Raw genomic sequence first — 24,229 nt, 5'->3', positions numbered from 1 at the left:
GGGCAGGGGAGCAGAGGGGCAGAGGGGCAGAGGAGCAGGGGAGCAGAGGGGCAGAGGGGCAGGGGAGCAGAGGGGCAGGGGAGCAGAGGGGCAGAGGAGCAGAGGGGCAGAGGAGCAGGGGAGATATATTATATTGTCTTTTGCTTTTACCAATTAAATTATCAATTACTAATTATTAATTTATTTGCATTCATAAATTATTCACAAATTTTGTGTAGCTTAAAGGATAGATAACCCTTGCAAAGCAAATCATGGTAGCAACAATATGAACAAGATTCTAATAGTTGAACCTGAACCTACGCTATTAAATCTTATAGCAGAATTACTTCATCTACATGGATTAATGCCAATTACTGCGGCATCTTGTGAACAAGGATATGAGTTAACTAAACTCGAAAAACCTGATGTAATTTTGTGTGGTCATTCAAGTCGCTATTTCAATAGCTATGAAAATTGCTGGGAATTTATCACAAAACTTCACCAAGATTTAGAAACGGCAGATATTCCCTTTATCTTCATGGCGGGATCTGCTTTAGAAACAATTCCCAACTGGCAGAATTACGTGAGATACCAAGATATTTTATTTAAACCATTTAAAGTTCAAGTTTTGCTGGAAAAAATCTATACTCAGTTGCAATCTTCCCAAAACAAATAAATTCACAACTGCAAAAAGTCACTCACATCTCAACCAATAAAACAGTATATATTAATCAAAATGCTATTGTCTCAAAAGCGAATTGAACAACTCATAAACATAGCGGTTTTTTTGCTTAAAAGCCATAAACCCGAAGCTATAAATAGCTTGAAAGATTTTCTGACCATTGTTACCAACCCAGAAAAAATTCAGCACATTCTCATCGATGCCATCAACCAAGTTATTGAAACAGACCCAGAAACAATATATTGGCTGTTAAAAAATCCGACTTATTTACAACCGGAAATTGATATCAAAGTTATTGTTACTCAAAAACTAAATAAGAAACTACTAACTTGGGGATTTACACCAGAAGATATCCACTTTAATGATGATGGGAATGAATATAGAGGTTAAAGTAGCAACTAAAGAAAAGTTACTAACGGCTGATTACCCTTCAGATGATGGTGCAGTGCTGACATTAATTCAATTCTTTTTAACTGGATTAATTTAAAGCTTTTCTTTGTAGTCTGCGATATTATTACCATCGGGTAAACTTAACAACAGTAGCATCTTTGATTGTAGGAAAAAAGGCTCTTCGGTACTTGTTATGCTAAACTGACAAGTTGAGAGGAGGGAACAGGGAACTCTTAACAGGGAACAAATTTAAATTTTCTAGTCTTTTGATAAGACTAATAATCATTCTGCTTTCTTCTCGTAATAAGTTAAGAATTACTTCAATGTCTTTTTCTGAGCATAATCCTACTCGTTTAGATAAAATTAGGTGAGTTTCTAATTCATTAACTGACCCTTGCGCTATGTTTAAAAATCTTACATATTCTCCTCTATATCGTCGTCCATATCCTTCAGCTATATTAGCTGGAATGGATACTGCACTTCTTCTGATTTGCTAAACCATAGCATATAATTCGTCTTTAGGAAAAAGTTTAGTAAGAAAATAACATTTTTCAGCAATATCCATCCCTTTTTACCAAATCATTAAGTCTTTAAAATCATTAATATCTGACATTCTTTCTGTTCCCTGTTCCCTGTTAAGAGTTCCCTGTTCCCTGTTCCCTATTCAATATCTGACATTCTTTCTGTTCCCTGTTAAGAGTTCCCTGTTCCCTATTCAATATCTGACATTCTTTCTGTTCCCTGTTAAGAGTTCCCTGTTCCCTGTTCCCTATTCCGGTTCCCCCCTTAAAAAGGGGGGATAGGGGGGATCAATCGAAAATCGAAAAAGCTACAAGTCTTAGAGTATGGGATTAGGAGTAATGACCGCTAAAACTCCAGCTATTGCTGATGCTACGAGGGAGATAACAGCAGCATTAAATAACCACCAAGCAGCATCGGCAAGGGCTTTTTTACTGTCAATTGCTTGCTGTTTTGCTTGTTCTTTAATTGCGCGTAGTCTTCTTTGGGTTTCTTGCTGGATGCGTTCGGCTCGATGCAATACACTATCCCGCGCAGATTCAATGCGATTGATAATTTGATTGGCTTGTTCTTCGGATATATCTGGACGAGAAGTGAGGATAGCAACTAAGGTGTCACGGTCGAATTCACCTAAGCGATCGCGCAAAGCTTCAAATCCTGCTTGCGGGTCATCGAATATCTTCGCAAAATCGTGTTGAATACCTTCATAATTCAGTTCAGGACGATCTAGGGAATTGAGATATTCACGAATGCTGCCGAAAATTCTATCAACAAGCGATCGCATTCTTTGCTGAATCTGGTCGAATTGTGCAACTATCGAGTCACGCACAGATTCAATTTGGTCTACAATTCTGTTTGCTTCTTCTTCTGTGATATCCTCACGCTGGGAAAGCAAAGCTACTAATGTAGAACGGTCAATTCTGGAAACGCGATCGCCTAAACTACCAATACCTACGCGGGGTGAAGACAGCAACAATCGTAAGTCGCGTTTGATCCCTTCGGGATTCAGTTCTTCTTTTTTGGTATTGCGTAGATAATTTTCCAAATTTGCTTCAAAGTCTAACACTTGTTTAGTCGTGCGTTGCGCCAAACGTTGCGGTGCTTTGACAATGTTATTAGTTGCTGCTTGTACAGAATCAATAATTTGGTTAACTTGTTCTTCGCTCAAATCTTCACGCCCAGAAAGCAATTTAACTAAAGTTTCCCTATCAACTTGCGAGAGGCGATCGCGTAATGCGGAAGCACCCTGTTTGGGGTCACTAAACAACTTTTGCAAATCTCGCTGTATACCTTCAGGATTCAGTTCTTTCAAGTTGGTATTCCGCAGGTATTCAGCTATGGCTGTTGTCGTTTGTTCGTATTGTTCTTTCGCTTTGTCTGCAACTTTCTGCGGTGCTTGGATAATATTATCTCGTACCCTTTCCAAAGCATTTAGAGTTTGGTTTACCTGTTCTTCACTTAAATCCTGACGCTGACTCAATAATTGTACCAGCGTATCTCTATCAAATTGCGATAAGCGATCGCGTAAAAGATTGATTCCCGTTTGCGGGTCTTCTAACAAAACTCGAAAATCGCGCTCAATACTTTCGGGATTTAATTCTTCTTTGTTAGTATTCCGCAAATAATCTTCTACTCTTTGACGCAATTCTTGAGCTTTATTTTTTGCTTGCTCTTGCAATTCTCTAGCTCGATTGACAACATTATCACGAGTGCCTTCGAGTTTACCAACAATATTATTAGCTTCCTCTTCGCTAATATCTTGACGTTGCTGAAGTAGTTGTACCAAGGTATCACGGTTAAATTCACTCAACCGTTGCTGTAAATCTTCAACTCCAGCTTCTGGGTCTTCAAGTAGGGTGCTAAAATTGCGCTCAATACCTTCAGGATTTAATTCTTCTTTGTTAGTATTCCGCAGATAATCTTCTATTCTCCGATGTAAGTCTTGAGATTGAACCTCTCTTTCAGTTTGCTGAACAATTTGGAAAACTTCTTGACGAATACTTGTTATTTGTTCGGCAATTTCTTGAATCCTGTCCTCGCTAATATCACCACGTTGTTTCAGCAAGTTGACAAAGTAATCTTGATTAATTTCTTCTAGCTGACGGCGTACAGTGATTGGATCTGCATTTGGGTCATAAATAACATCTCTGAATTCATCTTGAATTGTCAAACGGTTAAAATGCCAAGGAAAAGAATTAAGAAGATAATCTTCTACATCTGCCTTGATAGGATTCTGAGGTTTGGCAAATCTTTCACCTAATTGAGTACCTATTTTACTTGTTTGTTCCGTTGTTTTGTTAGCAATCTGTTTCAGTTGCTCAATAATTTTATTGACATCAACATCTTGAACCTGACCGCCAATTTTTTTCAGTTCAGTGGTAATTTCTTGAACATTGACATCAGCAAGATTAACTCTCTCTAATACTGCTGTTCCCGCAGCACCTAAGCCATATTGAATAGCTTGTTTGATGACTCCATTGGTTTGCTTACCATTACCGCCAACAGTTATCAATTGTTGCAGTCTTTCACCTAATTTTTCTGAGTTTAATTCTTCTGGACTAGCAGATTTAATTAAATCAATGACTTTCCCTGTCGTATTTTGGCGAGTTAAAACTTGCTTCCAAGCACCTTCAAGTTGGTCAGCAATTTTATTAACATCCTCTGGAGAAAAATCTGTACGACTGCTGATTAAATCTACGAAGGTCTGACGATTAATATTTTCCAGAAATTGTCTATCGCCAATCTCTCGTAAATCTATATCTTTTAACAAATGGTCAAATTGATTTCTAATTTCTTTGATATCCAACTTTGGTAATTGGAGAGAATTCAAAGAATTTTGCAGAGTATTTTTAATACTTTCAGCATCAAAACCGGAAGTTAATTCTCGCCGAACTGCGGCGGTAATTTCTTCGGCTGTTGCTACCATCTGTTTTTGAGCAGCATTGGCACCCAAAGCTGAAGTAGTAGCAGCAGTAGCTGTACCCAGCAAGCCTTGAATACCAGAAGTTACAGTGCTAATAAAAGAACCAATTAATGAGCCTACCGCACTCGAACCCAGCCACATGATTATGGTAAAGTAGCTAGACCAAATAATGACACCAATAATCGCGCCTAAAACTGCACTTTCAATTAAGCTAAGTTTAATTGCTACGAAACAAGCGATAAATAATGCAATACTGGAAGATAAAATTGCCCAAATCCCAATTTTAGCTTCAATTTTGCGAATGCTTCCTCCTAATGTTTGTGTATCATCAACATCAGAATATGCACCAGTTCCTATAGCGGAAATTCCCACCGCTAACGAGAGATTTGTGAGTAATAATTGAAATGCTAAGGCCATAACTATGCCACTTAGCAATGCTAGTAAAAATTTAGGACTAGAAAAAGCTAGTGCTGTTGGTACTGGAGTGAAAACTTCACCAGTTACTTTTATTGGGGCTAATCCTAAGTGTAAATAGCACCACTTGAAACTATTTACTGCAATTAGCGAAGTTTGAAAAATCATAATTTCATCCTTAAAGCTGAAATCAACACTGTGTAAACTTGATTGATGACAACAGTCCCAAGGTCTTACAAGGTCTTATTCGTAGTGATAGTTGTTGTCTGCTGCCGATGTAAAGTCAGGAAAATCTGGCTTTAATTCTATACACAGACTAGCTTAATCCTGGCTGTCAATACTTCTGCCATTCGATACATAAGCTTCTATGCTGCAAGATCAATATTTCTAAATCAGCATCAAAATCATTATCAGGAATTTCAACTGCAACGGTGTATTAGCTGACTGCTGTTGGTGTTGCTCATCATTAGTCTTGATGCTGAATGATTAGATATCTCCGAAAATTAAATATGCGTCTTCTAGAACCCTTGTAGAGACATTCCATAGGTAGGGATTCTTGGCTCTACAATCTTTATCGGAGATGTCTATTTAGTAGCTCAACTAAAAAAAACTTAATACCCAGATCCCCGATTTGTTTGAAAAATTGGGCATCTAAGGATAAAGGATGAAGAAAAATTAATCGCTTTAGATTTTGATTCTTCATCCTTTATAATTTTTCTACAACTGATAACTGACTATTGACAAATTAAAAATCTAAACTAGTCCAGTCTGGTTGACGATAATAGCGTGTCATATTGTCAAACTTCCGCAACTCAACCCGATGGATTAAAATTTCTGGGAAGTTCAACAACCATTGTTGATTTAACTCTGACAACATATTACTGAGTTTTATCCGGTCTAGTTCAGCAGGAATTTCCCCAAAATAGCCTAATGTAATATGAGCAGTAAAATGATAATGTTGCTCAATACCCAAGCCCATTAACTTACGATTTTGATAAATTAGCCGACGGAGTTGAATAATTTCCTCATAGCAGCGTTCATCTTTGGGGATTAGGCACACACCTACAGCCCTTGGCATCACTATCAGTCCTAGCATTTGCCAGGAAATCGGATTAGTGGCTTTGCTCTTTAACTGTTGATACTGCTCAAATAAATCACCTAAGCAAGAGTTTAATTCCTGTTCAAATTGGGGATTTTTTTCAGTAGCATGAACAAAAGCATGATCCCAAATCAAATCTGCGACGGTTAAATGAAAGCTGGCAGGAGGTAGAGGTACAATCAAATCAGAGTCGATTGGTAACTCTAACAGCGATCGCTGATAAGTCTCGATTTGGCTGTAAAAATCAGCGTTTTGTGTATCTTCTGCTGCTGGTGGGGTAATCAGCGTATAGCCAGGAAAGGGTGCTGGTTGTCTGACTCCATCATGGGGCTTGAATTTGGAAGATTCCTGGATATGCTGAACTTGGGTTCTGTAAGATTCTGGTAGCGTCATGCGTGCTACCCGATTTAAGTAGGTTTGGTAGTTGTCGTCCAATCTTCTTAGCCTCGCGCTCTCTTAAATAAATGTGAAAATCACTTTCAAAGGTGATTTTGGATTGAAATGGGAAATTTACTTAGTTTGACCAAGTTATTTTGTCAAGAGTCAGGAGTTCTTTAATTTTGATCCCCGTTTTCACGAGGGTAAGCCTTTTGACTTTTGACTTTTGACTTGATTTGTCCCTGTTCCCTATTTTGAATGATTATGCCAATCTATGTTTACTGGGGTGAAGATGATTTTGCGATGGAAAAGGCGGTTGCAGTTTTGCGCGATCGCATTCTCGATCCTCTGTGGACAAGTTTTAACTATACTGCTTTCCCCCCAGATCAAGCTGATGCTGTGATTCAGGCTTTAAATCAAGTCATGACACCCACTTTTGGCGCAGGTGGACGTTTGGTTTGGTTGATTAATACTACTCTGTGTCAACAGTGTCCAGAAAATGTGTTATCAGAATTACAACGGACTTTACCTGTAATTCCTGAAGACTCGTTTTTATTACTCACTAGCCGCAATAAACCTGATGAACGCCTCAAAGCTACAAAATTTTTGAAACAATTTGCCCAGTTCCAAGAGTTTTCACTTGTTCCCCCCTGGAAAACGGAATTGTTGGTACAAGCTGTAAATCAAGCTGCTCAAACTGTGGGTGTGAAACTAACTCCCCAGACTGCGGAACTGTTGGCTGAATCTATAGGTAACGATACACGGCTTCTCTACACCGAAATGGAGAAATTACGGCTTTACATTGCAGGTAGCAATAAGCCCTTAGATGTGAAAACTGTAACTCTATTAGTCAGAAATACTACTCAAAACACGTTGCAATTAGCAGCAGCTATCAGAACGGGTGATACAGCTAAAGCTTTGGGTGTTTTAGGGGATCTAATTAATGCTGCGGAACCGGGTTTGCGGATTGTTGCCACTTTGATTGGTCAGTTTCGCACGTGGTTATGGGTAAAGATTATGATGGAAGCAGGAGAGCGCAACCCCCAAGCGATCGCCCAAGCTGCGGAAATCAATAACCCGAAACGTATCTACTTTTTACAGCAAGAAGTCAAATCTCTTTCTGTACCGCAACTAATTTCTTATTTACCCTTGCTGCTGGAATTAGAAGTCAGCCTGAAACAAGGAGCTTCAGAAACATCAATACTACAAACTAAAGTCATTGAACTCTGTCAAGTATATCAGAGAAGGTAATTGGGAAAGAAGGGAACAGGGAACAGGGAACAGGGAACAGGTAAAGAATTTTCTTCCCATCACCACATCACCCCAGTGCCTATAAAAATTTAGTAAATTCCGATTTTACCGGAACTTCTGATTCCTAAAATAATTCAAATCCACTATCATATCTCTACTATTGTTCTGTGTCATCTATCGTATGCAGGAAAATTATTTGGTCTTTTTGCGAAATTCAATTGAGTGTAAGCTGTCTCAGTATTTGGTATTTGCAACTCTCACTGCTGCGAGTTTAATCGCTACTGTGGGGTTGAGTGTCAAAGCTGATGCTCAACCCTTGACAGTTAACAATACAGAAGTTACTAACTATGCCCAATCTGTGTTAGCAATGGAACCAAAGCGTCAACAAGCTTTTGAGGAAATTAAAAAACTGATTGGTGGGAAAGAAATTCCCAAAATTGTTTGTAATGATCCCAGCAGTATGAATTCTCTACCAAATAAGGCTAAGGATATAGCGGTTAATTATTGTAACGATTCTCAAAAAATAGTGGCAGCACATAATTTGACATTTGAACGTTTCAATCAAATTACGGTTGAATACCAAAATAACAATGCGTTAAAACAGCGAATTTATAATACATTAATACGCTTACAAAATGAATCATCGCCTAATTCGGGTGCGCGTAATGTTCCTTAGATATAGTTAGGACTTACGCACAATTAACGTAATTACGTCATTACGAGCGATAGCGAAGTAATCGCTGAAACTCTGGCATTGCGTCCCTACAGTCTGTTCCGGTCGCAATGACAAATTTTGTGTGCGTAAGTCCTGTTGTTGTGAAATTGCCAACCCTGCAAATAGGTGCTACTTTTAAGCCAATTTTTTCGCAATTATGCTGACATCAACGGCTAATTTTTGCCCTAATTTCAGCAACTGACTACACTGAGTAGCTTCTGCTTGGTTATTCAAGTTGCTCAGACACACGGGAACTATTTGACTATGCAAACAGCTAAAGTAGAGTTCTTGGGATTTTTCCAAAGAAATGCCCAAATTTAGCTGATACCCGACATCAATCAACTTTTCTAACCTTTGGATATCTGTACTAAAAGAACCGTTAGCATCGTGTAATAATTGCCACAGCAATCGCATAATTAACTGTTCTAATATCTGTTTGCCTTCAGGTATATTTAACCGACAGCGCAGATGTTTGGCTTCAGTGGCGATCGCTTCTAATTCGAGAATGTGATTCCAACTTAATTGGGTTTCGGTGATATCTTGCTCTAGCGATCGCAATGTCATCATACAGCGATAACCTAAAGCAATCTCGGCCGCTACCTGTAATTCTTGGGGAACTTCTAACTCATCCCGATGAAACGCCATAATCACACCGTAATTTTCACGATATGTCTGGGTATAGAGTTGGTCTAATCGTGTCAGTGTTTCCTGACTTAACAAGCGCATAATCCGGTGGCGTTCTTCGGCAAATAAATTTTGCAAATTAAAGGCTTCATCCCCAAAAATCTGCGTCATCACCAAGATAGCGTGAGCCGCACTTGCTTGTTGTAGCGATGCTAATAGCTTTTCTTTCAAGTGGCTATAATCACGCCTGCCTGTAAACTGTTGAATGCAGCAATGGAAATCCCAACCTCCCAGATGCAGAACCGCAAACACCAAGTCTTCACTTTCCCAAGTAATTTCTGACACTAATTTCAAGTGTCCTACCGCCATAGTTAAAGCGCCCATGCGTTGCAGTTGGTAATCTAATTCATTGGCTGTGTAGCAATAAACGCGCTTTTGGTAAGTTTGGAGATTTGGAGACTTATCCTGTGCCGATAAGGCATTGTTGTGATTGTTAAATAAGGAAGTAATCGCGTAATGGGAGGCAACTTGTTTAAATCCGATTTGGGCAGTTAGTACCAATTGACGATATACTTCAGCACCATGTTTAAAATGTTCAACATTGCTGAGAGCTAAACCCAAACGTTTGAGGAAGCCTTTTTCCAACTGCACACCTGCCACATCCCCTGCTAATTCTAAAGCACGAGCCGCATAACGGAGAATTTGCGTACCCTCTGGTCTGGATAGTTCTTCAAAAAACCAGCCGCAACTAGTGAACATAAACAAAGCGTGACGCTGCATTTCCAACAAACGCAAAGCATCTACTTGTTCCACAGCGGTAAGTTTGTGGTTTTGATGACGGGAGAGAAAACGGCTGACATTAGCAGGGGAGCGATCGCGTAAAATCTGAATATATTCATCCCTTGCTAACCAGGGATCACGGAATATTTTGCCGCCATATTCCTCATACACCTCAATTAACTGATCCCGCAACCAATTCAAAGCATTCCGCAACGGCCGCCGCCATTTTTGATGCCATACACCCCCTTCCCCACCGCAACCACAATCATCTTGCCATCTGTCCACACCATGAGCGCAACTCCAAGCGGTGATAGATTTTAATTCCACTTCCCACGTGGGAGGATTTAAGCTCAGGTAGTGAGCAAAATTTGTTACCGTCCAACCGTGATGAGGAAACTCACCAATAAAGGCATAGGCTAAAGTTTTCTCAGTTCCCTTTTTGTGATGTCCAAAGGTTTCCCCATCGGTGGCCACAGATATCAACTGTGCGGGACGATGATCCCCGCGTACTGCTGCACCCACACGGCCTGCAAAGTGGTGAGAATTATAAACCACATCACTAAAACCCATGTCCCGTGAAATTGGTCCATCGTAGAAAAAGATATCAATGTAAGGTAAGCCTGCTGTGCTTTCTGGCGTAGTTGTTTTAGTTGCACTCAGAGGTGAAGATGTCGTCTGGAGAGTAGGCTTTAAATAACAACGATAAGGACGGGTGGGATCAATCTGACTACCACCAACTTCATGCCATGCAGGGTGGGGATCGTTTTCAGTTGGGAAAGGACGACAGCGTTGTGCTTGGGATGGTGCCAGGACAATAAAACGAATTCCTTCCGATACCAAAGCTTCTAAAGTCGGATAATCAACAGCGGTTTCTGCTAACCAGATACCTTCGGGATCACGACCAAATCTAGATTTAAAGTCTTCTTTACCCCAGCGAATTTGGGTATATTTATCCCGTTCATTGGCCAGAGGCATGATGATGTGATTATATACTTGGGCGATCGCATTTCCATGACCATGCAACCTTTGGCTACTCTTAGCATCAGCCTCCAAAATCCGCTGATAAACTTCCACATCGTAGCGTTCCAACCACGACATCAGAGTCGGACCAATATTAAAGCTCATGTACTCATAATTATTAACGATCCCCAATAATTCACCTTTGTCATTTAGCACTCTAGCAAAGGCGTTGGGGCGATAGCATTCCCAATGAATGCGTTCATTCCAATCATGGAAAGGTGCAGCACTAGGTTGGCGTTCAATCGCATCTAAATAAGGATTTTCTCTGGGTGGTTGGTAAAAATGACCATGCACCGTCACGTATACACCCTGGGATTTTTTCAGGGGATCATGATCAGCAAGGTATTGGGAATCTTGAGCTAATTTAAATTTTGAGCCAGAGCTTGCTGGCAATTCAGCAGCAGATGTCATGATATTTTTATCCAAAGTAAAATTGCAGTTGTGGCGAAAGTATTGTTCTATGTACCTTTTTACAGTTGTTTTCCTACCAAATCCGCTCTAAACAACAGCTTGGAAATAAAGCTGAATAGGGATTTTGGCAAAAATGGTCTTAATATGTCGGGAAATCTGCATTATCGCGCCACCTTTTCCCCGCAGGCATAAAGTAATCGAAGATGGAATCAAACCTCATATTGGGGATTGTATCACTGGCAACGCTAATCAGCCAATAAAATTAATCGTCTTTTATACCATTAAAGCCCATTTTTGTGATCAAACCCAGGCTGGAATTCATACTTTTGCAACAAAACATTGCAATATCGAATTAAATCGCAATCTTATTTTATATATCTGCGGCAGTCATGGAAACAGTTAAATTTCTGAAAGCTTGATAATATGCTGTTCATTTCAGATCCCCGACTTCTTAGAGAAGTCGGGGATCTTGTTGTTCAGTTGAGAGTATCCTGTATCTTGGTTACAGTTGGTTACAGCCTTATGTTTCAATTCTTCGCAAGCATCTGTCACTCATATCCAAAATTCGAGACGATAAATGTCAGCTAAAAACATTATTTTCCTGATTCTCTTACTTTTTATACCAGTTTCCTTAGCGGCTCACTTTTTAGAGTGGGGAGACTTGATAGTTTTCATCACCGCTGGACTAGCAATTCTTCCCCTCGCCGCTTGGATGGGTACAGCTACAGAAGAAATTGCTGTAGTAGTCGGTCCCTCATTAGGAGGGTTGTTAAATGCCACCTTTGGTAACGCAACAGAGCTAATTATTGCTTTAGTTGCCCTCAATGCTGGGTTAATAGATGTTGTCAAAGCCAGTATTACTGGATCAATTATCAGTAACTTACTCCTAGTTATGGGTTTTTCCATGTTGTTGGGCGGACTGCGCTACAAGGAACAAACGTTCCAATCAGTTGTGGCGCGGGTAAATGCTTCATCAATGAACTTGGCTGTAATTGCGATTTTGTTACCAACAGCAATGAACTACACATCTATAGGCATCAGTGAGAGAACATTGCAAAATCTCTCTCTTGCTGTTGCTGTAGTCTTAATTCTGGTTTACGGACTCACACTGCTATTTTCTATGAAAACTCATGCCTATTTATATGACGTGGGTGTAGCAGAGATAGAAGCAGAGACAGACGCAAAAATTGAGGAAATCGCCGCAGAAGAAAAACCAAATCTTTGGATTTGGACTGGTGTATTGCTGGTCTGTACTTTACTAGTTGCCTTAGAGTCAGAATTGCTGGTTGAAACTTTGGAAGTAGCCACATCCAAGTTAGGTTTGACAGCATTATTTACAGGGGTGATTTTGCTACCCATAGTCGGTAACGCCGCAGAACACGCTACAGCAGTCACTGTGGCTATGAAAAATAAGATGGATCTGTCTTTATCTGTGGCTGTGGGATCAAGTATGCAGATTGCCCTATTTGTCGCCCCCGTTTTAGTCATTGCTGGGCGGTTCCTGAATCAGCCTATGGATTTAGATTTCAATCCCTTTGAATTAGTAGCAGTAGCAGTATCAGTGTTAATTGCCAATAGCATTAGTTCTGATGGTAAGTCCAATTGGTTAGAAGGAACTTTACTTTTAGCTGCCTATACGGTTTTAGGTTTCGCTTTCTATTTCCATCCAGTTGTGAGTTAGTTCTATAAACATTTGCCCAAGGCGATCGCTTTGGGCAACGACTGCAAGGTTAATCAACGGTTATTCTACAATCAATAATCTTTGCTAATATAGACAGACAACTCCTTGACTGGCATCTTGAATCAATGTTAAAAAACTGACTCAGTAACTATAAAATTATTCTTATCACTCACAGTAAAATACAACACATAATTATTCTAAATACCAAGCTAAATGTTACCGCTATAAAACGCAATACATAACCCCTAGATAGAATTGCCCCTTACTCTGAACAATCCCAACTCAATGTTAATACGTTATTTAACTGTATATTGTTTAAAAAAGATGTTATATATTTACTTAGAAAAATTTCTTTGTCGAGAGTTACAGTTTCACACTATTTGTTTGTCTACTCCTGGTTTATCCTTATAGGTACAAAATATGAGATGAACTACAATGACTGAAATTGGCCTGCTAATGACGGGCGTGTTAAGCACCACACAACCAAATTTGCCCCATTTGCCGGAGCAACGACCATTTCAAACGGAAAATGGCGTGCAGAAGTCAACAAATAGTCAGTTATCTCAGTTAACCTCTACTTCTCAAATCACACCACCTGAATTCATGACAGCAGATGCAAGGGACAAACCTAAAATCTCGGTACTGGCAAATCAGCGGCATAAGATATTAACACAAATTCGACAAAAGCACCTCTCCTCAATATCTTTTGAGTTAGCTGATGCTCAGGATATCCCTACAAAAGAGCAGCTATTAGCACGATACCCAGCATATAATAGACAACCCATGCCAACTCTACGTTTTGGCAGCGCAGGTATGTCTGTGAGAATTATGCAGCGGTTATTAGTGTCTAACGGCTATGGTATTCGAGTCGATGGCATATTTGGACCCCTGACCGAAGCAGCTATCAAAGCCTTTCAAAATCAACGCAATTTATTAGTAGATGGTGTTGTTGGTCAAAGAACTTGGTGGGAGTTGTCAATTTAATGGCTGGGACTGTTTTATATCTTGAGTTGCGACAAGCAGAGGCCAGAGCCTCTGTGATCACATTCCCAGTCTGAGACTGGGAACGAGATAAAACGAGATAAAACGAGATAAACAAGTTATAAAACTTAGACACCAAAAGGCTTTTAGCCCTGTCACCTGCTATTTAGCGATATTTATGCTGTTCTAATAGGTGCTGCGCCCTGGGTTTGTAAATGAGATAGAATAAAGCCTCTAGGTAACGCAATAAATCTTCACGATTCTCCTTGGAGCTAAAATTCCAGAAGCCATAAATCCGTGCTAACGATAGCAGCTTTGTAGTGTGAATCTTCCAAGTATAGGTACTGTAAACTCGGTCAATTGCTTGCTGGGAAATTTCCGACCAATAATTAGGATTATGCTCACACTTAGTCACAAATTCCAGAATTTTATCGGCTGTTTCTTCTAAATTTGTGGGGTTAATGTAAAAACCATTCACCTGATCCTGGATAATTTCCTGTGGTCCACCAAACTGGGTAGCGAAAGTTGGTAATCCTGAAATCATCGCTTCTAAAACTGTCAAACCAAAGGCTTCAAATAAAGCTGGTTGCACAAATATTCCTTGACGTTCAGCAATGACGCGGTAAATTTCTCCAGAATCACTTTTGGTTAAGCGCACACCTAACCAGCGAATCTTACCGTGCAGATTATATTCATCAATTATGTGATAGAGCCTGACAATTTCATCTCGTTCTTCGTTATCACCTGATTCTTCTACACGCAATTTACCAGCTACGAGAATTAAATTGCAATGCTCTTGTAAATCTTTGCTTCTACCAAAGCATTCTGCTAACCCAGTTAAATTTTTAATCCGGTCAAGACGAGCCATTGAAAAAAGCGGACGCTTACTAGGTTCGTCGAGTTTACCAAAGATTTGAGACGGGTCTTCCAGAGTAAATAGAATTTCTTCTAGCCGTAAACTATCACTTTCTACTCTGTCTTGAGTCCGTGTGTAGGGAAAATAGTAATTTTCATTGACCCCAGGTGGGACAACATTAAACTTGGGACTAAATAATTCAATGCCATTCACTACATGATATAAATCTGGCATAGTGAAACATTTATAAGACTCGTATTGTCCCACACTATCGTTTGTGCCAATAATTTCTTGGTAAGTGCTGCTAATGACAAAGTTAGCAGCGTTCATGGCGATTAAGTCAGCAGTGAATTGCAAGGAAAAATGATATTTATCATCCAAATCTTGCCAGTAGAGATTACTAAACAAGTATTTAGATTTTTCCAACGCATGGGCAATATTACACTGGGTGACTTTCATCCGTCGCGATAGTAAAAATGCCACTAAGTTACCATCAGAATAATTACCAACAATTAAGTCAGGTCTACCTTGAAGTTCTGCTAAAATCTCTTTTTCTGCATCAACGGCGAAGGTTTCTAAATAAGGCCAAAACTCAAATCGAGAAATCCAGTTTTGAGTCATGTTAGGATTAAATTCCCGCAAGGGTACACGCAAAATCCAGGCGTTTTCTGAACCATGCACTTTTTCTAGACGCTGGTTGCAAAGTGTCCCATCACTATTAGGAATTAAGCGAGTGAGAATAATTACTTTTGGTTGGACATTTAAGCCTTCTAAACCAGCTAACATTGCATCTTCTTGCAACTGCTTTTCTAGACTTTTCGCTTGGTCAAGGACATAAACTACTTGTCCTCCAGTATCGGGACGACCTAAAACACCATCTTGTCCAAACCAACCGTGGGCTGATACTAAAACAATTTTAAAAATAATCGGGAGTCGAGAGATGAAACCTTCTAGAGGTTGAGGATCAGGAGAATCAATTAGTTCATCTAGAATGCTTAAAGTTTCGCGCACACGTTCAGCAGTATTACCCCAACCCGGCTCAAAACCGATCATTTGTAATTCAAACCTGAATTGTTCGTAGGGTTCATTTTGGGGGCGATCGCTCACTAAAGCTATAGCTTTCTTAACTTGTGCAGAAAGTTGTTGTTGTGATTGAATGCGATCATTAATTAACAATTGGACACCGTTATACTGGTGTAAGCGCAAAAAATTAAATAACGTGTCTAGCCATTGTTTTGGATCTTGGAATATTTTGCTAGATAGATAGCGGTTGAGAAATTGTACTCCTTTTCCAATGTTTTTCGGATCGCGGATCGTCGGGGAGTAATCATAAAAAGGTCCCAAATCCAATTCTAACAAATCGCCATCTTGGGGATGAAATTTGTTGACGAAGCGATCGCGTTGATCCAACAACTCCTGTACTGTCATCGGGATAATATCCAATTCTTCCGTCACACGATAGACTTCCTGACTCGCAATCTTCGGTCGGATAATAAAACAGAAGCTTGACTCTTCTTGAATAATTTCCTGTGTATAGTAAATTAGTTTGCCTAAATTTGAGGTAGTGCGGAAATGCTCAGATTTATCGTATCTAGCACAATACTCACTATAGACCTGACTTATATCGTTCCTTAACCAATACTTCTTTTCTTGTTGACGTAAGTCACTAATGAAAGAACGAAGCTCAATTTTTTCTTCGCTGTCCAGTAATGTTTGGAGTAGTTCAGACATGATAACCACAATTTTTTAACAACTCAGACAAACACGCCTCAATTCCCTTTCAGAGCATGGAAATTGGAGAAAATATACATAACGTGTTTCTCTTTTCTTTTCCTAAAGTATCTATAGCACAGTATTTTTGTCTCCAACCACAGAAATGCTGTTTATCTAACTTTGGACAGATGTAGAGTAGCAATTAAACAAAAAATATTAAAGCTATATATCTTAAGTATTAATCCTTTATTATATTTGACGATTTTCACACATCAAATATTTAAAAATTCTATATATAGCAGAAGGCAATAGGCAATAGGCAAGAGTAAAACCCTTGTTATTCTTTGGTTTCAAGGACTAATCATGTCCTAATTATCCTGGCTACAGCTATATAAATAATGGCTATTAGGGAATTTTTAAGAAATAAACCTCGTCCAAGTTGAGAACTGGAGTTTGTCAAAAGGGAACAGGGAAGAGTATAGGATTTAGGAACAAAACCCGATTAAGAAAAAACTATGGGTTTCAAAGTAGACGTGGTTTAAATTATCCGGATACAGTTGGAATTATGATGTACAAAAAATAAAAATTCAGCAGTAGTCAGGAGTAAAACTGGCTTTGTGTATAGGTTTCAATTTAGATTCTGTACCTCATTGATCTGCAATGTGCTGTAGAAATCGTAATAGAATTTTGAAGAATATTATTGATAAGGAAAATTTCAATAAACACTTGCGCTCGCTAAAGAAAAACTTATAGCTTCTCAGAAAATTATTACCCACTTAACTCATGGTAAAATTACCCAATGAGTGACACTGGAGCGATAAATCATATTTCTGCGTTCCCAAACCCTAAATCGCTTAGAGTCACTTAGGTTTCAAAGGGCGAACGATGGGACTCGAACCCACGAATGGTGGTACCACAAACCACTGCCTTAACCACTTGGCTACGCTCGCCATCCACTAACTATTTGAATATAGCACAACCTTGGAAAAATAATCAAGACTCTTTTTGGCAGAAATTGACTAAATTTCTGTGTAGTCTTTAAAGTGTCAAAACTATACACAATTTCAAGTATATGAAAGTCTCGACTATGATTACATCTGTAGGCGCAGCCGGAATAGTTGTCTTAGGAGTGACAATGGCTAAGACAAATCCTCAACAGCCGCAATATGAAGAATATGCGGCGCAAAAACTGACAACTTACTTAAAAACCGATTTTTGCAAAAAAACACCGAATTTTTTGCAAAATCTGATACAATTTAATTGCGATAAGTTGATTGATTCAGCTAACCCGCAAATACGAGAAATTATTGCTGCAACTACAAAAAGACAGAATTATATTGTTTTCAGTGTTTATACTACTGATTTAAAAATTGATAATTTAATACCTGGTTATAAATTTGAAACAGTAGGAGCATTTGAAACCTTTTATACTTATAAAGCTGAACAGCAATAGGTGTCTGGGGATTGGGAATGTTAATAACCCAATGAATAATGAATAATGATTAACGACTAATGACCAATGACTTGTTGTACTGCCTGTCTGTACCCGCAAAACCCTGGTAATGCTAAGTTTTGTATAAAATGTGGTAAGCATCTACTGCTTAAAGAACGCTATCGTCCGATTTATCCCATTGGTAGCGGTGGTTTTGGCAGAACTTTTTTGGCTGAAGATGAACATATACCGTCTAAACCCAAATGTGTAATTAAACAATTATATTTCCTTAATCAGAATACGGCTACTCTTGCAAAGGCAGTAAATTTATTTCAGCAAGAAGCTGTACGATTAGATGAGTTACAACATCCTCAAATCCCTCAATTACTGGCACACTTTGAACAAGACAGTCAGCTATATTTAGTGCAAGAATTAATTGTAGGCAAGACCTTAGCTCAAGAATTACAAGAGCAAGGTGTATTTGCTGAAGTGCATATTTGGCAATTACTTAAAGATTTATTACCAGTGTTGCAATTTATCCATGCTCGACAAGTAATTCACCGGGATATCAAGCCAGCAAATATTATGCGAAGATATACCCCAGTAGCAGGTAATGAATCTGAAGATCCGCCACCAATCACCAACGCTGCATTATTACATCAAGGTTCGACCATGACTGGGGGTGGATTGGAATCTTTCAATTCTCAACCAAAACCAAGGAAAATTTTACCAGTTAGTCAGATGAAGTCCACAAATATCAATGATGAGACTGCATCAGGAAACCTAGTTTTGATTGATTTTGGAGTTGCCAAACAAATCACCGCTACAGCTTTGGTCAATACTGGGACAACGGTAGGTAGTGCTGAATATATGCCTCCTGAACAAATACGGGGTAAGGCTTTACCAGCGAGTGATCTTTATAGTTTGGGTGTAACTTGCATTTACCTATTAACTGGTATTTCTCCTTTTGATTTATTTGATGTGACGAGCGATCGCTGGGTATGGCAAAATTATTTACCTGCTGAAAATAGTGTTTCTGAAAGTTTGTCTGCAATTCTTGATAAACTGCTGCAAAATGCCCTCTCTCAACGTTACAAGTCTGCAACTGAAGTTTTAGCAGCAGTCCACGCACAAGCAAAACCAGTTAAACAACAGCCAGTTAATACCCTGTATTCAGCCGTAGGAGTTGATTACAAAAAGTTAAACGACTTGCTGAAAGCTAAAAGATGGCAACAAGCAGATGAAGAAACTTGGGTGGTGATGTGTCAAGCTTTATGTAAGCCTGTGGGCAAATATCTAACTAATAGTGACTTAAAAAACTTCCCTGGTGAAGATTTACAGATAATTGATCAGTTATGGAGAAAATATAGCCAAGAGCATTTTGGTTTCAGTGTGCAAGTACAAATATATGAAAGCTGTGGAAGAGATTATCCTCAATTTTGCGCTACCGTTGGTTGGGATATAAACAAATCTAGTTCTTCCACCCAGAATTTATTGTTTGTCTGGTCACTACCCAGGTCAGTACCCAAAGGAAATTTACCCTCACATTCTTGGGTGGGAGGGACTAAACCCTGGGAACATATGAATGCTTTGGATGCTGCTCTTGTGAAAACACGGTATCCTGAGCAGGAATAGATTAAGTACCTCAGCAAGCTCTAATTAGAAATTTTTCCAACAAATAAAAATCTCTGTTCCCTGTTAAGAGTTCCCTGTTCCCTGTTCCCTCACCTCAATATGCAATTTATTTTGCACCACTACTTAGATATCGACGTTGATATTTTCTATCTGTTTAGCGGCTTTATCCCACAACTTGGCAGATTCTTCATCTTGCCAGTGAGTTCTGAGATTTTCTGCTTTTTTGTGGCATATTCGCTCTAACATCTCTAAAATTGCACCGAGTGTCAGCTGATCGACTAAGCCTTCTAAAACATTCATGAATTCTTTCATATAAATACCCCTTAACCTAAACTTTTAGTTAATCACATTGTAAGCTCATGCCATCTGCCTATCTTTTAGTATCTCACGGTAGTCGTGATCCGCGTCCAGATATTGCTATGCAACAACTAGCAAAGCTGGTAAGTCAGAAATTGCCAAATAGCGAAAATTTAGTAGGTATAGCTACCCTAGAGGTAAGTATTGAGCCTTTACATCAGCAAATTCAAGATTTTGCTCAAAAAGCCTTGGCTTTGGGGTGCAAATGCCTGAAAATTGTACCTTTGTTTTTAGTACCGGGAGTTCATGTCATGACAGATATTCCCGCAGAAGTGGAACTGGCACAAAAAGCATTGGGTCAAGATATGAGAATTGACCTCAAACCATATTTAGGCAGTCATGGGAATTTAGCAAAATTGCTGACTCCAGTAATGTCTAATATAAAAGCAGAAGTATCAATTCTCTTAGCTCATGGTAGCCGTCGTTCTGGTTCGCAACAGCCAGTAGAAACTATGGCCAGGAGTTTGGGAGCAGTAACCGCTTATTGGTCTGTTCCTCCCAGTTTAGAAACAAGGGTGAAAGAGTTGGTGGTTGCTGGTTATCTGCAAATTGCAATTTTGCCATACTTTTTATTCACTGGTGGCATCACCGATGCGATCGCAAAATCAATAGAAGAGCTAAAATTGCAATTTCCTGAGGTAAAGTTTCAATTAGCACAACCTCTAGGAGCAAGTGCAGAACTAGCAGATGTAATTTGGGATTTAGCAACAGAAGGGGAAAAAGTTTTTGGGTAAGGTTTATTTAATCGGTGCTGGCCCTGGTGATCCTGGACTCATGACTATCAAGGGTAAAGGTCTGCTGGAGTGTGCAGATGTAGTTATTTATGATGCCTTGGTGAGTCAGGCAATTTTGGACATGATTAATCCCCAAGCGGAAAAAATCGACGCTGGTAAGCGCATGGGGAGACATTCGCTCTTACAGGAAGTAACCACCCATCTGCTCATTGAAAAAGCCCAAGATCATGCCATTGTGGTGCGGTTAAAAGGTGGAGATCCCTTTATTTTTGGGCGTGGTGGCGAAGAAATGGCAGAATTGGTGGAAGCCGGAATAGCAGTGGAAGTTGTGCCGGGGATCACAGCCGGAATTGCGGCTGCGGCTTATGCTGGAATTCCCTTAACCCACCGTCTGTATAGTTCATCGGTGACATTTGTAACGGGTCACGAAGCGGCGGGTAAGTATAAGCCGGCAGTAAATTGGCAGGCGATCGCCCAAGGTTCAGAAACAATAGTGATTTATATGGGTATCCACAATCTACCTTATATTGTGGAGCAGTTAAGTTCAGCCCTTTTGAGTCCAGAGACTCCAATTGGTTTGGTGAGGTGGGGAACCCGGCCAGAACAAGAAGAATTAATTGGTAAGTTAGGAACAATAGTTGAGCAAGTTGAAGAGACAGGATTTAGTGCGCCAGCGATCGCTGTCATTGGAGCGGTAGTGAAGATGCACAGTATTCTTTCTGGGTGTCGTCCTTTATAGTCTCAATCGAGAAGAATTTAAACCATGTGCTGAAAAATCATTTTCAGGAAATCACCTTGATTCAAAGGCTTAGTCAAGCAACCAGAAGCTCTGACTAGCTTGGCTTTAGCTCTATCAATCAAGCTGGCTTTTTCTGACACCATAATTACAGGTGTATTTTTAAAAGATGCCTGTTTCCGTAATAAAGAACAAACTTCATATCCATCTAAATTCGGCATTGTCACATCTAGAAAAATCATATCTGGCTTGAGGTGGAAAATTTCCATTAGAGCTTTCAAAGAATCTGTTACACCAATTACAGAAAATATTTGCTCATCTAAAAAACCTCTAATGGTATTTAAAACCAGAGGACTATCATCTACACAAAAAATTGTGTAATTCTTTTTGTCCTTGGGTCTTGAGTAAAGTTGCTGATACCTATTCGTCGTTGGTGGTTTATTACCGATTGGGGGCAATTGTACCTCAATCTTGGGGCGTGTCCTTGGCTCGTTGTATTGCCAAAACTGCTCTGGAGAAATTCGCACACCCGCTTCACACTTTTCGACTAATAAGCGCAAGTTCAAATGACAAAACTTGGGTAAATCATCCAGAAAACTCTCAGGGATAAATTCATAACTCCCTTCTTCTATTTTCAGAAATGAATCTAGAAACTCTAAAGACAATTGCTCAATTAGCATTGCAGCTTGTAAGGAGCTAAGATAGTTTTCATTAACTAGCCAGCAAATAGCCAAATAATCTGGATTCGGTATGGTCTGATTTTCCACACCTCTTTCAAAGATTGACTGCAACTGCTCATTAATCTCTCTGGGAAGAGTAGAGTTATGTTGGCCTAACCTCTGTAAGTTTCTATATAGAGGCTCAAACATCTGCTCTGAGTAACAGGCATAAATCAGTTTACCCTCTTGTACATAGATTGACCAAGCCCCTGAAGTGCTAAATACTTGTAGACAACCAGTAACTGACTTACTGGTGATTTTTTTCAAGAGGGATAAGGGTTGTAGCTTTTGGAAAAATCTGTATCTACTAATAGGAAGCGTTTTCATCAACATGGTTCTAAATACAAATAAAAATTTGACATTGAAATTTGTGAATCACCCGTAGGGGATTCACACCGGTCTTTTTGGACTTAGTGCCAGATAAAGATAGCGGTTTATATGGGAGTGAGTATAGCAAGTCTCTACTCTAAACACACAATACCCAACACCCCACACCCCACTCACCCCACACCCAAGCAAAAAGGCTCAAATTATGCCAGAAAATAGGATTCCAAACATCAGATTGACTTTCTGTATTTTTCTCTAATCTGGCTAATCTCAGAATTTAAACCCCTTGCTTTCTTACAGGTGATGAAAACTGCCACTTAAGCAGTCAGCCGCAAGCTCATGCCTAACAGCAAGCTACACCAACAGCAAAGAGAAGAATCTAGTGTTTACTTTCCAACTCAATAGTTTTAAATTGGGCAGAAATTGGGGTTTAGCTACTGTCTGACTGCATAAGCTGAGTGCGGAGTGTTAATAGCTTTTTGGTCAATACCCAAAAAATAGCCATTTTAAAATCAATGTAGATGCTCAGTAATTACTTACTAAATTCACGTTACTATAGATTTAACAGGGAAATAAAAAACTATTTTAAATCTAATATAAAAAATTAAAGTTAATAGTTAATTTAGTAATTAAAATAGCTGTTTTTAATTATTATATATTACCTTTATTCTCTAATAAAAAAATATTTATCTGCTGAAAATTAATGATCAGTTTACGCTCTTATAGTCAATTACTACGAAGCAAATGTACTGTAAATTACTGCATATACTATAATGGTTGTGTCCAGCAGTTTTCTACTCATACAGTGCTTAATTTATTCTCTTCAGCTTTGATAATCAGCTATCAGGATGATTATTAATTATAACCGCAGGCAGAAGGCAGGGAGTAGGGAGCAGGCAGCAGGGGGAGAATAAAAACTGATAACTGACCCTTCACGTTTATAACTAGCAGCGTGAGTTCAATATTGAACTGGTATTATGTATTATTTAGAACTACTACAATTGTTAAAATCCGTAAAAGTCTCGTATTGTAAAACTTCGCCCAATCTATAGACAAATATTGCCATCTATTGTCATTCATAACAGTGAAACCAGCTAATAGATGGGGATAGAGCAAACCTCAAGCCAGAGAATTATAGCAGAAGGCAAGAGGCAATCTTGCTCTCATGCAAGAGTAAAACCCTTGTTATTCTTTAGACATCTCCGGTAATTAAATGTGCGTGGTTTGAAACCCTTGTAGAGACGTTCCGGCGGAACGTCTCTACCATATTTCCGGAGAGGTCTTTTGGTTTCAAGGACTAATCATGTCCTAATTATCCTGCCTACAGCTATAAAATAAATTTATTGACACCAGTACAGACAAGTGTTAGTGTATATAATCATGCTCTCAGTTTGGTAAGCTAGTCTATGCAGTTGGTCGAACGGCATATCATTCAACGAAATCATCCCCACTATCAGGAGATTGATCAGTTATGTTTTGCTGCTAAAAACCTCTACAATTATGCTAACTTCCACATCCGTCAAAGCTTTATTTTCGCTCAAAAATATCTCGATTACAATTGTTTAGCTAAACAATTAAAATCTACAGAACCATATCAATCTCTACCTGGGAAAGTGTCCCAACAAGTATTATTAGGACTACATCGCAACTGGTTAAGTTTTTTTGCAGCCATTAAAGCATACACAGAAGATAAATCCAAATTTTTAGGCAGACCAAAATTACCCAAATATAAACACAAAGAAAAAGGCAGACATTTATTAGTTTACACAGCCCAGGCAGTGAGTAAACCAAAAATGAAAGCAGGTGTGATTCATCTGTCACAAACACAGATTTATATTCCCACAAAAGTAGAGTATGTACATCTCAATCAAGT

General features: G+C 39.2%; 17 protein-coding genes, 1 tRNA gene and 1 pseudogene. 11 read left to right on the top strand and 8 right to left on the bottom strand.

What is annotated here, in order from left to right; genetic code table 11:
• Positions 1–265: 265 nt before the first annotated feature.
• Positions 266–655: a response regulator gene (locus H6G06_RS26525; protein WP_190565047.1), complete on the top strand. Its 390-nt coding sequence runs from the start codon at positions 266–268 to the stop codon at positions 653–655.
• Between the two features lie 60 nt (positions 656–715).
• Positions 716–1,051 (top strand): hypothetical protein, encoded by a 336-nt coding sequence (locus tag H6G06_RS26520; RefSeq protein WP_190565046.1) that lies wholly within the window; start codon positions 716–718, stop codon positions 1,049–1,051.
• A gap of 196 nt (positions 1,052–1,247) precedes the next feature.
• Here H6G06_RS26520 and H6G06_RS27720 read toward each other — a convergent pair whose 3' ends face one another.
• The 3 genes from H6G06_RS27720 to H6G06_RS26505 all read right to left on the bottom strand — a co-directional run bounded on the left by H6G06_RS27720 (position 1,248) and on the right by H6G06_RS26505 (position 6,441).
• A complete protein-coding gene (locus H6G06_RS27720; RefSeq protein WP_422387069.1) occupies positions 1,248–1,508 on the bottom strand; it encodes a four helix bundle protein in 261 nt (86 codons plus the stop codon).
• A gap of 381 nt (positions 1,509–1,889) precedes the next feature.
• Positions 1,890–5,075 (bottom strand): coiled-coil domain-containing protein, encoded by a 3,186-nt coding sequence (locus H6G06_RS26510; RefSeq protein WP_190565045.1) that lies wholly within the window; start codon positions 5,073–5,075, stop codon positions 1,890–1,892.
• A 577-nt stretch (positions 5,076–5,652) separates the two neighbouring features.
• Positions 5,653–6,441, bottom strand: coding sequence for a DUF1868 domain-containing protein (locus H6G06_RS26505; protein WP_190565044.1), 789 nt, complete (start codon positions 6,439–6,441; stop codon positions 5,653–5,655).
• Positions 6,442–6,648: 207 nt separating this feature from the next.
• On the opposite strand from H6G06_RS26505, the gene holA reads away from it, so the two are divergent.
• Positions 6,649–7,635 carry a DNA polymerase III subunit delta gene (gene holA, locus H6G06_RS26500; protein ID WP_190565043.1) on the top strand — a complete coding sequence of 329 codons (987 nt, stop codon included), beginning with the start codon at positions 6,649–6,651 and terminating at the stop codon, positions 7,633–7,635.
• Between the two features lie 181 nt (positions 7,636–7,816).
• Positions 7,817–8,311 carry a DUF4168 domain-containing protein gene (locus H6G06_RS26495; protein ID WP_190565042.1) on the top strand — a complete coding sequence of 165 codons (495 nt, stop codon included), beginning with the start codon at positions 7,817–7,819 and terminating at the stop codon, positions 8,309–8,311.
• Positions 8,312–8,485: 174 nt separating this feature from the next.
• On the opposite strand, the gene H6G06_RS26490 is transcribed toward H6G06_RS26495, so the two are convergent.
• Positions 8,486–11,185: a DUF3536 domain-containing protein gene (locus H6G06_RS26490; protein ID WP_190565041.1), complete on the bottom strand. Its 2,700-nt coding sequence runs from the start codon at positions 11,183–11,185 to the stop codon at positions 8,486–8,488.
• 577 nt (positions 11,186–11,762) lie between these two features.
• Between H6G06_RS26490 and cax the strand changes: the two genes are divergently transcribed.
• Both cax and H6G06_RS26480 read left to right on the top strand, forming a co-directional pair.
• Positions 11,763–12,866 carry a calcium/proton exchanger gene (cax, locus tag H6G06_RS26485; RefSeq protein WP_190565040.1) on the top strand — a complete coding sequence of 368 codons (1,104 nt, stop codon included), beginning with the start codon at positions 11,763–11,765 and terminating at the stop codon, positions 12,864–12,866.
• Between the two features lie 435 nt (positions 12,867–13,301).
• A complete protein-coding gene (locus tag H6G06_RS26480; protein WP_190565039.1) occupies positions 13,302–13,850 on the top strand; it encodes a peptidoglycan-binding domain-containing protein in 549 nt (182 codons plus the stop codon).
• A gap of 163 nt (positions 13,851–14,013) precedes the next feature.
• Here H6G06_RS26480 and H6G06_RS26475 read toward each other — a convergent pair whose 3' ends face one another.
• Entirely contained in the window at positions 14,014–16,434 is a 2,421-nt protein-coding gene (locus tag H6G06_RS26475) for a sucrose synthase (protein WP_190565038.1), read from the bottom strand.
• A gap of 859 nt (positions 16,435–17,293) precedes the next feature.
• Positions 17,294–17,366, bottom strand: a tRNA-His gene (locus H6G06_RS26470).
• A 122-nt stretch (positions 17,367–17,488) separates the two neighbouring features.
• Between H6G06_RS26470 and H6G06_RS26465 the strand changes: the two genes are divergently transcribed.
• Both H6G06_RS26465 and H6G06_RS26460 read left to right on the top strand, forming a co-directional pair.
• Positions 17,489–17,869 (top strand): DUF4359 domain-containing protein, encoded by a 381-nt coding sequence (locus H6G06_RS26465; protein WP_190565037.1) that lies wholly within the window; start codon positions 17,489–17,491, stop codon positions 17,867–17,869.
• Positions 17,870–17,935: 66 nt separating this feature from the next.
• Positions 17,936–19,483, top strand: coding sequence for a serine/threonine-protein kinase (locus H6G06_RS26460; protein ID WP_190565036.1), 1,548 nt, complete (start codon positions 17,936–17,938; stop codon positions 19,481–19,483).
• 123 nt (positions 19,484–19,606) lie between these two features.
• Here H6G06_RS26460 and H6G06_RS26455 read toward each other — a convergent pair whose 3' ends face one another.
• Positions 19,607–19,795, bottom strand: a complete 189-nt coding sequence (locus H6G06_RS26455) for a hypothetical protein (RefSeq protein WP_190565035.1) — start codon at positions 19,793–19,795, stop codon at positions 19,607–19,609.
• A gap of 47 nt (positions 19,796–19,842) precedes the next feature.
• Between H6G06_RS26455 and H6G06_RS26450 the strand changes: the two genes are divergently transcribed.
• Together H6G06_RS26450 and cobA are read left to right on the top strand one after the other, a co-directional pair.
• Positions 19,843–20,574, top strand: coding sequence for a sirohydrochlorin chelatase (locus H6G06_RS26450; RefSeq protein ID WP_190565034.1), 732 nt, complete (start codon positions 19,843–19,845; stop codon positions 20,572–20,574).
• Complete coding sequence (gene cobA / locus H6G06_RS26445; RefSeq protein ID WP_190565033.1) at positions 20,567–21,313, top strand: uroporphyrinogen-III C-methyltransferase; 747 nt, start codon at positions 20,567–20,569, stop codon at positions 21,311–21,313. Before H6G06_RS26450 ends, cobA begins: the two co-directional genes overlap by 8 nt.
• 17 nt (positions 21,314–21,330) lie before the next feature.
• Here the strand turns inward: cobA and H6G06_RS26440 are convergent, their stop codons facing one another.
• Positions 21,331–22,356, bottom strand: coding sequence for a response regulator (locus tag H6G06_RS26440; RefSeq protein WP_190565048.1), 1,026 nt, complete (start codon positions 22,354–22,356; stop codon positions 21,331–21,333).
• A 1,406-nt stretch (positions 22,357–23,762) separates the two neighbouring features.
• On the opposite strand from H6G06_RS26440, the pseudogene H6G06_RS26435 reads away from it, so the two are divergent.
• Positions 23,763–24,229 (top strand): annotated as a pseudogene (locus H6G06_RS26435) (RNA-guided endonuclease TnpB family protein); the annotation flags it as partial.

Origin of the sequence: Anabaena sphaerica FACHB-251 (genome assembly GCF_014696825.1) — a bacterium.
Lineage (GTDB): Bacteria > Cyanobacteriota > Cyanobacteriia > Cyanobacteriales > Nostocaceae > RDYJ01.
Note: the sequence above shows the minus strand (reverse complement) of the source record. Positions and strands in the feature narration are given on the sequence as shown.

What these genes read in the sequence shown, in the direction of transcription:
- H6G06_RS26460 (WP_190565036.1), top strand. Translation starts at nt 17,936, where the DNA reads ATGACTTGTTGTACTGCCTGTCTGTACCCGCAAAACCCTGGTAATGCT.
- H6G06_RS26520 (WP_190565046.1), top strand. Translation starts at nt 716, where the DNA reads ATGCTATTGTCTCAAAAGCGAATTGAACAACTCATAAACATAGCGGTT.
- holA (WP_190565043.1), top strand. Translation starts at nt 6,649, where the DNA reads ATGCCAATCTATGTTTACTGGGGTGAAGATGATTTTGCGATGGAAAAG.
- H6G06_RS26480 (WP_190565039.1), top strand. Translation starts at nt 13,302, where the DNA reads ATGACTGAAATTGGCCTGCTAATGACGGGCGTGTTAAGCACCACACAA.
- H6G06_RS26450 (WP_190565034.1), top strand. Translation starts at nt 19,843, where the DNA reads ATGCCATCTGCCTATCTTTTAGTATCTCACGGTAGTCGTGATCCGCGT.
- H6G06_RS26490 (WP_190565041.1), bottom strand. Translation starts at nt 11,185, where the DNA reads ATGACATCTGCTGCTGAATTGCCAGCAAGCTCTGGCTCAAAATTTAAA.
- H6G06_RS26440 (WP_190565048.1), bottom strand. Translation starts at nt 22,356, where the DNA reads ATGAAAACGCTTCCTATTAGTAGATACAGATTTTTCCAAAAGCTACAA.
- H6G06_RS26455 (WP_190565035.1), bottom strand. Translation starts at nt 19,795, where the DNA reads ATGAAAGAATTCATGAATGTTTTAGAAGGCTTAGTCGATCAGCTGACA.
- H6G06_RS26525 (WP_190565047.1), top strand. Translation starts at nt 266, where the DNA reads ATGAACAAGATTCTAATAGTTGAACCTGAACCTACGCTATTAAATCTT.
- H6G06_RS26495 (WP_190565042.1), top strand. Translation starts at nt 7,817, where the DNA reads ATGCAGGAAAATTATTTGGTCTTTTTGCGAAATTCAATTGAGTGTAAG.
- H6G06_RS26465 (WP_190565037.1), top strand. Translation starts at nt 17,489, where the DNA reads ATGAAAGTCTCGACTATGATTACATCTGTAGGCGCAGCCGGAATAGTT.
- cax (WP_190565040.1), top strand. Translation starts at nt 11,763, where the DNA reads ATGTCAGCTAAAAACATTATTTTCCTGATTCTCTTACTTTTTATACCA.
- H6G06_RS26475 (WP_190565038.1), bottom strand. Translation starts at nt 16,434, where the DNA reads ATGTCTGAACTACTCCAAACATTACTGGACAGCGAAGAAAAAATTGAG.
- H6G06_RS26510 (WP_190565045.1), bottom strand. Translation starts at nt 5,075, where the DNA reads ATGATTTTTCAAACTTCGCTAATTGCAGTAAATAGTTTCAAGTGGTGC.